The organism is Martinezella sp. CNPSo 3957 (assembly GCF_057784395.1).
The window spans coordinates 50,676-64,805 of the sequence record NZ_JBXSOU010000006.1 but is presented as its reverse complement, the minus strand read 5'-3'; the positions used below and the strand labels follow the sequence as shown (position 1 = coordinate 64,805).

Genomic DNA, 14,130 nt, shown 5'->3' with positions numbered 1-14,130 from the left:
GATGCGCGTTCGCATCCCGTTCACATTTTTGTTGCAACAAAAAAACACGGAGAGAAGGAAAGTGCAACATAATTATTCAGCGACGGGAGAGATTCCTTTGATCGCGGTCTGCGTTGATTTTTTTCATCTGCCGAAATCCGTCGCGAATGTCGTTCTCGATAGCGGCGCGGGCAGCGGCGGCATCCTTTTCAACAAGTGCCTCTATCGCGGCACGATGATTGCGAGCACCGTGGCGCGTCTCGGAAAATTCTGGGTAGAGGCCATTAAATGACGCCCCAACGCGCAGCCACAGTGTCTCGATCACCTGTAAGAGATGGGGCATACCGCTCAGACGGTAAATCGTAAAATGGAACTCCTTATTATGCCAAAGGGCGTCAAAATACCGCTTTTCATCCAATGCAGCATCAATTTTCGCCTGAAGTAGCTCAAGCTCTTCGATCGTCGCCTCACCTGCGCCCTTGACGGAGAGCGCGGCCGCAAGTCCTTCCAAGGCCAGGCGCATCTGCGTAATCTCCTCGAGATCCGACAATCTTAAATGGGGTACGATGACGGTTTTGGGGCCTGAATAAATCAGCGCCCCGTCGATCACCAGGCGATTGATGGCATCACGAGCGGGCGTGGTGCTGACATCGAGCATTTCCGAAACCGCGCGAATTGTCAGCTTGTCTCCAGGCGAAAAAGTGCCTCGGATCAGTCGCTCCTTCATGTTGCGATACGCCATTTCGCCCAATCGATTGGGCTGATGCTGCTGGTGTTCTTCGTCTTCCGGTGCCGTTTCCATTAAAAATTTCTCCAATTTCCTTTGACAAGCGCGTATTTTGTTGCAACAAAAATGAAAAGCGACGTGCTTGCAAACATTATGTGACATTAAAAGTCATAGCACTTTCGCAAATTTCCGTCTTCCCAAAGTTCAACTCGGGAACCGGACCAGAAGCCAAGCGATCGGTGAACAACTCGCTACGCCGTCGCAAACGACCACGTTTCATAACGACAACAATAAGGAGAGGAACTTTGATTGGTGAAGCACTCACGCTGCAAGGACTTGAAAAGCGATATGACACGTCGCTGGCCGTGGATGGGATTTCATTGGCCATCCGGGCGGGTGAATTCCTGTCGATCCTTGGTCCTTCGGGCTCCGGCAAGACGACGCTACTGACGATGATCGCCGGCTTCGAGAGCCCGAGCAACGGCCAGATCATGATCGGCCGTCGCGACGTCACCTACATGGCGCCAAACAGGCGTAACATCGGTATGGTGTTCCAGCGCTATGCCCTTTTTCCGCATCTCACGGTGGCGGCCAACATCGCTTTTCCGTTACGCATGCGCCGAATGGATAAAGATCTCATCAGCCGCAAGGTCGAGGCGGTACTGGCGCAGGTACATCTCGACGGCTATGGCGATCGATATCCCCATCAACTCTCCGGAGGTCAGCAGCAACGCGTCGCCGTCGCTCGGGCAATCGTCTTCGAGCCGCCCGTTCTCTTGATGGACGAACCACTTGGGGCCCTGGACAAGAAACTGCGCGAGGCGCTGCAATTGGAAATCAAGAGCTTGCAGCAACGCCTTGGGGCGACCGTCGTCTATGTGACGCATGATCAGGAGGAAGCACTCACCATGTCTGATCGCGTTGCGGTGGTGGCAGAAGGCCGGCTGGCTCAAGTGGGATCGCCGCTCGATCTTTACCGTTCGCCAGCCTCAGCCTTTGTCGGAGACTTCATTGGTCGCATGAACTTTCTCGACGGCGAATATCTTGGTCAAGATAACGGGAAGTACATGGTACGGCCAAAAGGCGGCAACATCATTGCCACGGCGGCTGCCGAAGACGGGGACAGTCCCGTTGCCTCTCGCCAAGCTGTCACTATCGCGGTTCGCCCCGAACGGTTGTCGCTAGCGCCTCATGGTCGCGACCGCGGCGCCATTCTGACGGGCACCATAGATGCAACCGTTTTCGCCGGTTCGTTTTTCCTCTTCTTCGTGCGAACCCAGAACAGCGATGACCGTTTGGTCCAGATCCAGATGCCCGTCGGGAATGTGGCGGCAGGCCTTCATCAGGGAGACTTGGTTGACGTCATCCCAGAGGCGAACTCCTTGCGGCTGTTTGCAAAAGCGGAGATCTAATCCATGGCATCATCCCTCGCGAGACAATCGATCAGCACTTTCCGCAACTGGATCCTCACAGGATCGAGCCAACATTATTCGCCACTATTGGCCATCTTGCTGATCCTGCCACTGCTCCTCCTCTTGGCGGGAGGCTTCGTCTATCCGGTGGTCAGGCTTGTCGGCATCAGCCTTTCCGGGGAAGTTCCGCTTGCCCCCTACCAGCGTGTCTTCGACAGTCCACTTTATATTCAAGTCCTGCTCAGAACCTTCCGCATCGCGGCGATCGTAACCGTTGCCTGTTTTGCAATCGGATATCCGACCGCCTATGCGATCGCGCGCATGCGCGGCAAGTTTCTAAAGCTCGGAACGGCGTGCTTATTCATTCCGCTATGGACCTCGGTGCTTGTCCGCTCCTATGCCTGGATCGTGCTGCTAGGTCGAAACGGCATCATCAACGACGGGCTGATCCAGCTCGGTGTTATCTCGACACCCTTGAAAATGCTCTATACGGAGGGCGCTGTCATTCTCGCGATGACGCATGTGCTGATGCCCTTCATGATCCTGCCGATCCATTCGGCCTTGCGTTCGGTGCCGAGCGCGTATGAGCAGGCCGCACGAAATCTCGGCGCCAGCCGGATCGTCGCCTTTTGGCGCGTGACCTTTCCACTCAGCCTATCCGGCGTCTTCGCCGGCTGTGTGATCTGCTTCATTCTCGCCATTGGTTTTTACATCACGCCCGCCCTAGTCGGTGGACCCGGCGCGCTGATGATGGCGACCCTGATCGGCCAGCAGACGATCGTCCTTCTGGATTGGCCATTTGCGGCCGCCCTGTCAGTCATCCTGCTTACCGCGACGTTGCTGCTGGTGCTTCTCTTTCGTCGCGCACTTTCTTTCAGCAAAGGTTTGAACAGTGTCCATTGAATCTGAACCCTTTACGCAGCGATTGGCAACACCGTCGTCCGAGGTTCGCCGGTATCGTTCAGTCTGGCCATGGATGGCACGACATGCATCCAATCTAGTGATTGCGGCGGTGCTGTTCTTTCTCGTCCTTCCGACGCTGCTGGTGATACCGCTGGCACTCAGCGACGCCTCCTATATCACCTTCCCGCCGCAGGGACTGACCCTACGCTGGTTCGAGGCGTATCTGTCCGATCCCGACTGGCTGCGCTCGACGATTTTCAGCCTGCAGATCGCCGCACTAACCACTGTGATAGCGACGATCATCGGGACGATGGCGGCGGTTGCTCTTGTACGTGGCAAACTACCGGGCAAGGCACTCTTGCAGGCCCTCTGCCTGGGGCCGATGATCGTGCCGGCAATCGTCTTCGGCGTGGCGCTCTATCTGGTCTTCTCGCCTTTGCAACTGACAGGAAATCTGACGGGATTCGTCCTTGCCCATTCGGTACTGGCGGTACCTTTTGTCGTCATCATCGTTTCCGCAGCATTGGAAAGAATGGACCCGTTGCTGGAACTGGCGGCCTTGAGCTGCGGAGCGGGGCGGCTCAGAGCCTTCTTTGCCGTGACACTTCCAAATCTGGCGCCGGCCGTCGCGACCGCCGCGGTCTTTGCTTTCCTGACCTCCTTCGACGAAGCGACCGTGGCATTCTTCATCTCTGATACCGGCGGGAAGACGATCAGCCGGAAAATGTTTGAGGACATCGATTTTAACCTGACGCCTGTCATTGCCGCCGTCTCGGTCATCATTGTTGCCGTTTCGCTGCTTTTGATGGGCTCTATACATCTCCTGAACAGCCGCCGGGAGCAGCACTAGCGGCGAAAACACCCGCTGCAGGCGGGACAAAATGAGGGAAACATTGATGACAATAAGAGCAGCCATCCGGCTGAGCGGCGTTGCTATGTTTTGCGCAGCCATTCTTCTGGGAGAAACGCCCAATCCAGCACTTGCCAGTGAGCAGGTCGTAATCGCCACGACTGGCGGCGCCTATGATGCGGCGCTACGCAAATGGTGGTTCGAGCCGTTCACGGCTAAGACTGGTATCCAGGTCGTTTCCGTGGCAGCAACCAACGCGGAGATGCGCGCCAAGGCGACCGCGATGGTGAAAACCGGCAATGTCAGCTGGGATCTCTACCCCGATGGAGAAATCCAGGTGAGCTCAAAGGATCATCTTGCGATTTCCGAACCGCTTGACAGTTTTTGCACACAATTTAGGGATCGTCAGGATCTCGTTTCCGATGCCTGCATCCCGGCCGGCGTGCGGCTGTTTTCGACAGCCACATTGATGGCCTACGATCCGCAAGCCTTCAAAGGCAACCAGCCCGTGACCTGGGCGGATATGTGGGATACTTCAAAGTTTCCGGGCGGACGCTCGTTTCCGAATTTCGACGATCCGTGGCGTGTCATGGCGGCTGCCCTTTTGGCAGATGGGGTCAAGCGCGAGAACCTGTTTCCGCTCGACGTCGATCGCGCCCTTAAGAAACTTGACGCATTGCGGCCGTCCATCTCGCTCTGGTGGAAAACCGGAGATCAAAGCGTCCAGGGGTTTCGTGAGAACGACTACAGCATTGGGCAGATCTGGCTAACGAGGGCAAGCGCGCTCAAGGCAGAAGGACGCTCGATCGCCTGGTCGAACAAGGCGGCATTTCTGGTGGGCGATCGTCTCACGGTTATCAAAGGGGCGCCCAATCGCGACAATGCTCTGAAGCTCATCGCCTTCTGGTTGGATTCCCCAGACATTCAGGCCAAGGTGTGCGAGGCATTATTGTGCACGCCGCCTAGCAGCAAGGCGATTATGATTATGCCGCAGGCAGTTCGCGACCAGATGCCGAGCGCCGAAGAGGTGCGCGACAGTATCGTCATTCCAGATGCCAAATGGATAAACGAGCATGCCTCGGAGCTGTTGGAGCGGTGGAACAGCTGGGTTCGCTAAAGCAGGATGACGACGTGAAAACATCGTGCATGATCATAGGGTGCCATTACGTTTGGAAGATGAGTGTTCAGCGATCGTTCACTGAATGAACGCTTGACGCCGACGCACCCCAATACACCTCCGTAGGAGGTCCGCCTGCGAGCAGAAATGCTCGAAGTTGAGGCGGGCCTCTCTTACCCCATGAGGGCTCAGAAGGATGCAGAAATTGCCCCTTAGCCGCGCGCCGCTATCTTCTCGTTTGGGATTTGCGTTTATCCAAGGGCGCGGCTTGCGATCGGGAGGGCCTCCGGACACGACAAACGAAGATATTGAAGATTGGAATTTCGCTGATCGTTGCCTCGATCGCGTTGACGACGCCTGCGATGCAGCGGTTGAAATCCCACGACTAAACGCCTCCGCCCGTGGAGCCTTGAGACAATCCATCAGTGGTTGCCGAAAAACTAGAAGACTCGTCGAATGGACATTTCGCAAAGGCATTGGCGCCTGCAGCCTCTGAGGGGGAATGTCCGCAAGCTAATTGGTGTAAATCGGCGGTATATAATGAGACGAACCACTACCTTAATGCTCTGAAATCAAACTTGACTTATCAGTTGCTTTACAAGAACATAAAGGGAACATGCGCAGTTCACTGTGATCTATGCAGAGCAAGTTATTGAACAGGCGCCATCGAATCCAAATTCGACTTAAGGGCTGAAAAGTCTCCTCTGCTCCGCCATCCGGCTGGCATAGATTTGATATCGGACTGGCATTGTAACCGGATCGTACCTAGAACTGGAATCATCAGAAAGGGTCCCGCTCTCCATGAAGTTCAGCCTCGATCATCTGCCAGAACGCAAACGACTCGAATTGTCGCGAATTGTCGAGATTGTGCATGAGGAGTTCGAGGATGCGCTGAAGGAAGGCACGGCCGATTTCAAGAAGAAGGGTCGCATCCTCAAGATTATTCTTTTCGGCTCCTATGCTCGTGGCAATTGGGTCGATGAAGAGCATACCGGTAAAGGCTATAAGTCTGACTACGATCTGCTGGTGATCGTCAACAATCGCAAGCTTACCGACTTCGGTTCATACTGGCGCAAGGCGGCCGACCGTTTTCCACGCATCGTCAAGCCGCCGGTGAGCCTTGCCGTGCATTCGCTGCGTGAGGTCAACACAGCACTGAAGCTCGGCAATTATTTCTTCAGCGAAATCCGTCGCGACGGTATCGTTCTTTACGAACTCGACGACGAGGAACTTGCCGAGCCAAAGCCGCTCACACCGGCGGAAGAATATCGTGCGGCTCAACAGCATTTTAAGAGATTTCACAAAAGCGAGAAATTTCTTAAAGTTGCTCGCTTTTCCGCAAGCGAAGGCGACACGGACGAAGCAGCATTCCTCCTCCATCAAGCGATTGAACAGGCGTATTCGACGTTACTGCTGACATTGACGAATTACAGCCCTGCCTCACACAACCTCAACCATTTGAGGACACTTGCCGAAGGCCGCGATCAGCGGCTTGCTGAGATCTGGCCACAAGATGGGCAACGCCGCCATACTGCCTGGTTCAACATTATCAACCAAGCCTATGTGAAAGCCCGCTATTCCGAGCATTTCAAGATCACCGAAGAAGCGCTGGTCTGGCTTGGCGACCATACGGACGCGCTGCAACAACTGGTAAATGCGATTTGTGAGGAGCACATCGAAAAGCTGCGGAAAAAGCTCTGAGCGCTGTGCGCAGTCGGCGGCTGAGCTTCCTAACCGCGGGCGGCCATGTCGCCCTTTTTCTCCGGGCAGTCGGCACTTGCCGGATCACCATAACACAAGCTCAGCCATACTCGGAAACTCCCGCTATCTTCAATCTGGTCGCTTAGCGCCGGCTGATACCCGCGTGGTGGGACGTTACCGAAAATTATGAAGATATATCGGTTTTGCCCCACCAGTTATGACCACGGGAAACCCAGACTAATGCGGTTTTCCATCCCAGTTGATAGAGTCCGCGCCACTCCAAAAGCCCGTGGCCGGCATTTCACCGCTACGCAGCAAGCAAAAAACCTCGAACCAGAAATGGGCGTCGGTAGCGCGTCCATCCACCTTCGCGCCTAAGGCGCACCAAGCCACAGCGAGCGTGGCATCGGGACCATAGGCTGCCTTCGCGACCCGGGCTGCCACCGCCATATCCCTGCCAGACCAAATAGAGACGTCCTCATCCGAGGAGGACGGCTGACTATATTTTGATGTATCCGCGAAAATCATAGGAAGCTCTCCCGTGAATGTCCGACACGGGTCGAAAGTTTGGCCGGACTTTATTCTCACAAGTGAGTCACGACCGCGAATGCCGCATGTGTCGTGTGATCCCTGGCCTACTTCCTATTTGATCTCAACATCCGTCAGCCTTTAATTCTGGGCGAGCCGCTTAAACTCCTCGCAAAAGCCCTCTATTTTGATGCAACAAAATTGTGATAGAACACATATCATTTTCCCTCTTTACGTGCAATATGAATTTATGACAGATAAATGATAGCGATTTTTGGTAGCGGAATGCAGAATCGCAATTGATCTCGGATATTTTTGTTGCATCAAAAAATCCGAGGAGCGCAGAGTCTCGAACTCGCTCATCGTCCGCGTGCTACCGCCCACTGATCGAAAGGTTATCATCGATGAAGCCACTCGTCCTCATTTGCTCAACGGATTACGAATTCTACCTTCTGCTCGCCCAGATCCTCAATATGGGAGGGCTTGAGTCTTCACTGGTGGAGGGAGCGGCGGAAACTCTAACTAGCGTTAAATCCGATGAGTTGATGGCCGTAATAATAGACTATCATAGCGACGCCTTCCGTATCGGCGATCTTGTGAGCCAAATCAGAGAAACGCTGGCCGACAAAGCGCTACCGATCGCGGTTTTCGTGAGAGCAGGCAATCAGCAACTTTATCTCGAAGTGCTCAAGACCGGAGGGTGCGAAATTTTCATGCGCCCGTTCAACCCAGAACGTTTTCTATCTTATTTGTCAGACTTATCACCAGACGGCAACGCCAGATCTAGCTCGGAAAGAACCTCCAGCAATTCGCTTGTTTATGCGGAAATTACGATGCGACTCGACAGCAGGCGCGTCGAGTGCAACGGCATGGACGTCCAACTCAGTCCTATCGAATTTCGCCTCCTTCAACATTTTCTACAAAAGCCAGGCTACGTCTTCACCCGAGACGCGCTCATCGAGGCTGCATGGCCGCCAGGTACCTTTGTGGAGCCCCGCACTGTCGACGTTCATGTCGGGCGCCTCCGGCGGAGCATGCGCCGCGTGTTAGGTCGCGATATTATCCGCACTGTGCGGGCTACCGGTTATGCGCTCGATGAGCGTCAGAACGCGGAGCGGGCTTCGTAAGCGCTGAGATCACGGAGAAACTCCGTTGAGCATCAATGTGACATTCCGCCTGCTGCATTTATCAAGCCTTTCACTTTCGAAGTATTGGCATCACAGAACCTTCAGGCAATATTACCAAAACGATCGTTGTTCGCAGACCCATTCCACGGCAATAAAATAGCATCGCGTCACCAATGAGATGCGATGCGCCGCGGCAGATGTCCATTTTCTGCCGTGTCGCTGTTCCGCTACCAACAATTTGGATATTCCCATGAGCGATGATCGTCATTCGCGCACCGCTACGGCTGTGTCGCGATCCTACCGCAATACACTCAGCGTGATCGCTTCCGCCGATCAAAATCTTGCCACTGCCGAGCAGGAGGAAGTCATGGCGCTTTACGCGGCCCCGGATGAAGATCGCTCCGTCCTGTTGCCCACGGTGCGTCAGAAGAGAAAAGTGATTGACTTCGTTCGCTGCTCTTATCTCGGCCTTGACAATCATCCGCTCATTCTCGAAGGCGCAATAGAGGCGGTACAGCGATATAAGGCGCTCCATTGGTCCTGCGCTAGGACGAGGCTTAATTTCAGCCTGCTAGGCGAACTGGAAGAAGCGCTCTCCGACTTGTTTGCGGCACGGGTTATAACCTACACGACGGTCCTCGCCGCCAATATGGGAGCCCTACCGCTCCTCGCCTCCGGATACCTCACTGACAACAAAAGACCGACGATCGTCTTCGACCGATTAGCGCATGCGACGCTTGCGTTTCACAAGCCGGTCGTCGCCAATGAAACATCGATCGAAACGATTGCTCATAACGATCTGAATGCACTTGAGGATATTTGTCGACGCAACGATCGCGTAGCCTATGTGTGCGATGGCGTCTATTCCATGGGCGGCAGCGCGCCGATTGCAGACCTCCTAGCACTCCAGGATAGGTACGGCCTGTTTCTTTATATCGACGATGCCCATGGCATTTCCCTGTTCGGGAAGTCTGGGGAGGGATTTGTACGATCCCAGGTCGGCACAGCCCTTGGCGAGCGTACAATCGTTGCCGCATCGCTCGGCAAAGGCTTTGGAGCATCGGGCGGCTTGCTGATGCTCGGCACTCCACAGCAGGAAGAATTGTTCCGGCGCTTCTCGATCGCCTACGCCTTTTCCGCGTCGCTCAATTTAGCGGCAATCGGCGCTGCTATGGCGTCTCAAGCGCTGCACCGCACCGATGAGCTCAAATTACTTCAGGATGCGCTTGCGGATCGGATAGCTGTTTTCGACAGGATGGTTGCCAGCGACCAAGCCGGCTCAAAGCTACCAATCCGCACCATAGAGTTCGGCGACGAAAGCCAATCCATTCGTGCCGCGGCCCGTATTCTCAACAAAGGTTACTACACCTCGGCGATCTTCTTTCCCACGGTCGCAAAGGGCAAGGCCGGCTTGCGGATCTGCCCTACCGCCAGGCACGGCATTCGAGAAATTGAAGGGTTGGGACGTGCGATCAACAAGGCGCTCGCCGAACGAGGAACAGATCCATGATCGACCCAATCAGCATCATTCTGAATGAGGTCTGGGAAATTAGCCCCAACGTCAAAGCAAAGGCAGATGGGATCGAAATGCTGAAATATCTCGCCCAAGCATACGTCACCTTACCTGATTCCGTTACACGGCTTGAGCAGATTTGCAGACACGCTGCCGAGCTATGCCCTTCTATAATCTCCGATGGGCGAGCAAAAAGGTTCGAATGCGACGGAGGAGACCCGATTATCAGCGCTACGGATATGATTGCTGAGAGGGCGTGCACGCAAATTTGGCATGGTAGCAGATCTGCAACCACCGACGGAGCCGACACGTTTCTGAACTTTGGCGACGGTTGCGTCATCATACGGCCAACCAACGGAGGTTTATTTGTTCGCATTTTCGCTCGAGACCTCGTCATTTTTTACGGAATTCGAACGCTTCTGGAAGGTAGTCTCTCGAAACTCGCGGCCATCTCCAATGAGGCGATCGAGTGGTTCCCTGCAGGTCACGAACCGCCTCACTTGCCGTCACACGGTAGGGAGCATTAGTCCATAGATATCGGTTGGAAGTTGGCAATTCGATTGGTGCCACAGCGGCCCTTAATGCTGCTCGCGACCTCGCCGCCTCCGTCGCGTGGGTGTGAACCAGTTGTATCAACTCCGCCAACACCGCCGTCGCAATGTTGCGCGCGTAGCGCCCGGCCCGGCCATGGAGCAGGAGATTTGAACCACGCAGACACCCGAACCGGTCCGGCGCAGTGAGCAGATTGCGAGCGGATTAGAAGGACGGTGTTCAAAAATGCCTTAACACGAACCGGAAACACCACCGCCCGAGAAGGCTTATTGATGGCGCTGAAGAATAGAATACATCCGAGCTTGCTTCTCATGCTGGTGCCGATCACAGCGACAACGCTGACACTCTGTGTCACTGGATGGCTGTGGCAGGATTTGGCGATCGGCATGCCAGCACGAATCGCCTATTGGTTCTTGCGAGCGTGTCCTCTTCCTAATCTCCTTCTCGGACCTATCGCCTCACTTCTGACGGTTTCGGCATTGCCGCTGCATCGCCGCCGGCCGATCGCTTTTGCGACCCTTCTTTGCTTTTCATGCGTGGCAGGCTTTTACACCCTGCGGGAATATGCCCGTCTAGTTCCATGGGTGGAGAACGGCGCCGTCATATGGAGCGAGGCACTCACTTATCTTGACGCCTTCGCGGTTGCCGGGACCATTCTCGGATTTGGTATTGTGGCAATCTCCGCGCGGATCTCGATCGTTGTTTCCGATCCGATCAAGCGCGCCAAGCGCGGCATTTTCGGCGATGCCGATTGGCTGCGCATGCCGGAAGTGGCTAAGCTCTTCCCCTCGGACGGAGAGATCGTTATCGGCGAGCGTTACCGCGTCGACCGTGATCGCGTGCATAAGTTGCCTTTTGATCCGAACGATCACGAGACTTGGGGGCAAGGTGGCAAGGCGCCACTTATGACCTTCAATCAGAATTTCGATTCCACCCATATGTTGTTCTTCGCAGGCTCCGGCGGCTTCAAGACAACCAGCAATGTCATTCCAACAGCGCTGCGCTACAAGGGGCCGCTGATCTGTCTCGATCCATCAACTGAGGTCGCGCCGATGGTTCTCGAACATCGCGCCCATGCGCTCGGTCGCGAAGTCATGGTACTCGACCCGACCAATCCAGTCATGGGCTTCAACGTTCTTGATGGGATCGAGAGATCGATGCGTAAGGAAGAGGACATCGTTGGGATCGCCCATATGCTCTTGTCGGAAAGCCTCCGCTTCGACACCTCGACTGGCTCCTATTTCCAGAACCAGGCGCATAATCTGTTAACTGGGCTTTTGGCGCATGTGATGCTATCGCCCGATTACGCCGGCCGCCGCAACCTGCGTAGCCTGCGCCTGATCGTTTCCGAGCCGGAACCGTCGGTGCTGGCCATGTTGCGCGACATTCAGGAAAATTCCGCGTCCGCTTTTATCCGCGAGACGCTCGGCGTCTTCACCAACATGACGGAGCAGACCTTCTCCGGGGTATATTCGACCGCATCCAAGGATACGCAATGGCTGTCGCTCGACAATTATGCCGCACTGGTCTGCGGTAATGTGTTCAAATCGAGCGACATCGCCTCCGGGCGGAAGGACGTCTTCCTCAACATCCCTGCGTCAATCCTGCGTTCGTATCCGGGCATTGGCCGGGTCATCAGCGGCTCACTGATCAATGCCATGATCCGGGCCGACGGCGACTTCCGCCACCGCGCGCTCTTCATGCTCGACGAGGTCGATCTGCTAGGTTACATGCGTATTCTTGAAGAAGCGCGCGACCGCGGGCGTAAGTATGGCATCACACTGATGTTGATGTACCAATCCGTCGGCCAGCTCGAGCGTCACTTCGGAAAAGATGGAGCGACCTCCTGGATCGAAGGCTGCGCCTTCACATCCTACGCCGCAATCAAGGCGCTCGATACAGCACGCAATGTCTCGGCCCAATGCGGAGACATGACGGTCGAAGTGCAGGGGCGTACGCGCGATACCGGCTGGAGCAAATCGAATAGCGGCGGCCGCAAGTCCGAAAGCATCAGTTTCCAGCGCCGGCCGCTGATCATGCCGCACGAAATCACCCAGTCGATGCGCAAGGACGAGCAGATCATCATTGTCCAGGGCCACAATCCCATTCGCTGCGGACGAGCGATCTATTTCCGCCGCAAGGAGCTGGATGAGGCGGCAAAGTTCAATCGCTTTGCGAAGTTCTAGGCTTGGCGACAATGCTGTGACGAATTCTGGTAAGTAGGGAAAATTCGACAACCGGCATTTGAGGTTGTCGGGTCAACTTGGCAATTGGCGATCACAAAGCATGATGTTTGCGACGGCAAACAACAGCAGGGCGATCGCGACGATGCTCAGACTATCCGCGGTATATTTGTCGTACACCAGTCGCACGACCTCCGCTTCTGCGGCGTCGATCTCCCAGGGTGCTGGCGCATCGCGGGTGTTGCGAATGTAACGATAGCCAGCCCTGCATCTCCCGCCCTGCGACGGCTGCTATGTGCGGGCCTATCCTGCGGCAGTATCAGAGTCTTGGGTGGACGGCCGTTTTCAAGGGGGATGCTGGCCGAAAACCACATCTTTGCGCTCCACTAACATTCGATAAAGCTCGGCATACCCCGATACCATTCGCTTCGCGGTAAACATCTGCAGATATCGGACTCTTGCCTTGGAGCCATATTCACTAGCAGTAACCGGATCGTTTGCCAGCCGTGTCATAGCCGCCGCCAACGCCGCGGGATTGGCAGGCGGAATAACCAAGCCGGTCTCGCCATCAAGATTGACATAGCTCGTGCCCGTTCCAATCTCACAAGAGATCATCGGCTTGCCGAACATGGCCGACTCCACCAACGTTAGGCCAAAGGCTTCTGAGCGTAGATGCGACGGAAAGACTACGCCGAGGCAGAGTTCCAGTAAGGCAGCCTTATCGATATCTGGTAAGGCGCCTAGAAAGAAAATGTTGCTAAGTGCTTGCTGACGAGCTGTCTCCTTGAGAGTGACCTCCATCGGGCCTTCGCCGACAATGACTACCGGCAAGCCAGAGATCCGCGACGCCTCCAATAGGATGTGCGCACCCTTATAATAGCGAAGCACACCGACGAACAGAAAGAATGTCGGCGGCAAATCGCGACGCCATCGGGCTAGGGCTTCGTTATTCGCAGCCGGGTAGCTCGTCTCATCCAGACCGAGCGGAATGACGCTAGTTTTGGACTTGAATCGCTGGAGAATGCCGCTCGATACCAAATAGTTGGGAGATGTCGTTACGATATGGTCGACGCTCTCGAGGAAGTGCTTCATCAGCGGTCGATAAAGCAGCAACAGGGTCTTCTGTTTGACGACATCGGAATGATATGTGACCAGCGTAGGCTTACCAGGGTCTACAAACGAGTGCACAACGTCCATCCAAGGCCAGGGAAAGTGATAATGTACAATATCGGCGGCTGCACTCAGATCACGAAAGCGACGGAATACGTCACGAGAAAATCCTGTCGATGCGAATTCGAGGTCAAGTTTGGCCTTGTAGGCCATGTGGTTCCCGAACTCACGATCCTTCGGTACCTTGCTCAGCGATAGCACACTGGATTTGATGCCGTGTTCACTACTTCCTTCGGCTAGAGCGTGAATCGTTCGCTCGATGCCGCCGAACGTATCGGGCCAATAAGTTTTGAAAAAATGTAGAACACGCATTCGTTGTATCTATCCGAGGTGGGCCGCGGGACTTAGGATCTCACGCGTGGTAGCAT

Annotated in this window: 12 protein-coding genes; 9 read left to right on the top strand and 3 right to left on the bottom strand. The window is 55.1% G+C overall.

The features are described 5' to 3' along the window. Nucleotides 1-76 precede the first annotated feature (76 nt). Nucleotides 77-781, bottom strand: a complete 705-nt coding sequence (locus AC13QE_RS16100) for a GntR family transcriptional regulator (protein ID WP_488484407.1) — start codon at nucleotides 779-781, stop codon at nucleotides 77-79. A gap of 230 nt (nucleotides 782-1,011) precedes the next feature. Here AC13QE_RS16100 and AC13QE_RS16095 point away from each other — a divergent pair, with 230 nt between their 5' ends. The 5 genes from AC13QE_RS16095 (at nucleotide 1,012) to AC13QE_RS16075 (ending at nucleotide 6,689) form a co-directional block, all read left to right on the top strand. Beyond that, complete coding sequence (locus AC13QE_RS16095; protein WP_488484570.1) at nucleotides 1,012-2,118, top strand: ABC transporter ATP-binding protein; 1,107 nt, start codon at nucleotides 1,012-1,014, stop codon at nucleotides 2,116-2,118. 3 nt (nucleotides 2,119-2,121) lie between these two features. Then, nucleotides 2,122-3,021, top strand: a complete 900-nt coding sequence (locus tag AC13QE_RS16090; RefSeq protein ID WP_488484406.1) for an ABC transporter permease — start codon at nucleotides 2,122-2,124, stop codon at nucleotides 3,019-3,021. A 73-nt stretch (nucleotides 3,022-3,094) separates the two neighbouring features. Next, nucleotides 3,095-3,871 carry an ABC transporter permease gene (locus AC13QE_RS16085; RefSeq protein WP_488484405.1) on the top strand — a complete coding sequence of 259 codons (777 nt, stop codon included), beginning with the start codon at nucleotides 3,095-3,097 and terminating at the stop codon, nucleotides 3,869-3,871. A gap of 85 nt (nucleotides 3,872-3,956) precedes the next feature. Next, nucleotides 3,957-4,988 (top strand): extracellular solute-binding protein, encoded by a 1,032-nt coding sequence (locus tag AC13QE_RS16080; RefSeq protein ID WP_488484569.1) that lies wholly within the window; start codon nucleotides 3,957-3,959, stop codon nucleotides 4,986-4,988. 801 nt (nucleotides 4,989-5,789) lie between these two features. After that, nucleotides 5,790-6,689, top strand: coding sequence for a nucleotidyltransferase and HEPN domain-containing protein (locus AC13QE_RS16075; RefSeq protein WP_488484404.1), 900 nt, complete (start codon nucleotides 5,790-5,792; stop codon nucleotides 6,687-6,689). A gap of 237 nt (nucleotides 6,690-6,926) precedes the next feature. Here the strand turns inward: AC13QE_RS16075 and AC13QE_RS16070 are convergent, their stop codons facing one another. Beyond that, entirely contained in the window at nucleotides 6,927-7,217 is a 291-nt protein-coding gene (locus tag AC13QE_RS16070) for a hypothetical protein (protein WP_488484403.1), read from the bottom strand. 404 nt (nucleotides 7,218-7,621) lie between these two features. Here AC13QE_RS16070 and AC13QE_RS16065 point away from each other — a divergent pair, with 404 nt between their 5' ends. The 4 genes from AC13QE_RS16065 (at nucleotide 7,622) to traG (ending at nucleotide 12,595) form a co-directional block, all read left to right on the top strand. Beyond that, nucleotides 7,622-8,344: a winged helix-turn-helix transcriptional regulator gene (locus AC13QE_RS16065; RefSeq protein ID WP_488484402.1), complete on the top strand. Its 723-nt coding sequence runs from the start codon at nucleotides 7,622-7,624 to the stop codon at nucleotides 8,342-8,344. A 250-nt stretch (nucleotides 8,345-8,594) separates the two neighbouring features. After that, complete coding sequence (locus AC13QE_RS16060) at nucleotides 8,595-9,854, top strand: 8-amino-7-oxononanoate synthase family protein (RefSeq protein WP_488484568.1); 1,260 nt, start codon at nucleotides 8,595-8,597, stop codon at nucleotides 9,852-9,854. Beyond that, nucleotides 9,851-10,384 (top strand): SMa0974 family conjugal transfer regulator, encoded by a 534-nt coding sequence (rctB, locus tag AC13QE_RS16055; protein ID WP_488484401.1) that lies wholly within the window; start codon nucleotides 9,851-9,853, stop codon nucleotides 10,382-10,384. Before AC13QE_RS16060 ends, rctB begins: the two co-directional genes overlap by 4 nt. Before the next feature lie 297 nt (nucleotides 10,385-10,681). Next, nucleotides 10,682-12,595, top strand: a complete 1,914-nt coding sequence (gene traG / locus AC13QE_RS16050; protein ID WP_488484400.1) for a Ti-type conjugative transfer system protein TraG — start codon at nucleotides 10,682-10,684, stop codon at nucleotides 12,593-12,595. A gap of 342 nt (nucleotides 12,596-12,937) precedes the next feature. Here traG and AC13QE_RS16045 read toward each other — a convergent pair whose 3' ends face one another. After that, entirely contained in the window at nucleotides 12,938-14,074 is a 1,137-nt protein-coding gene (locus AC13QE_RS16045; protein WP_488484399.1) for a glycosyltransferase, read from the bottom strand. Between the last annotated feature and the right edge of the window lie 56 nt (nucleotides 14,075-14,130).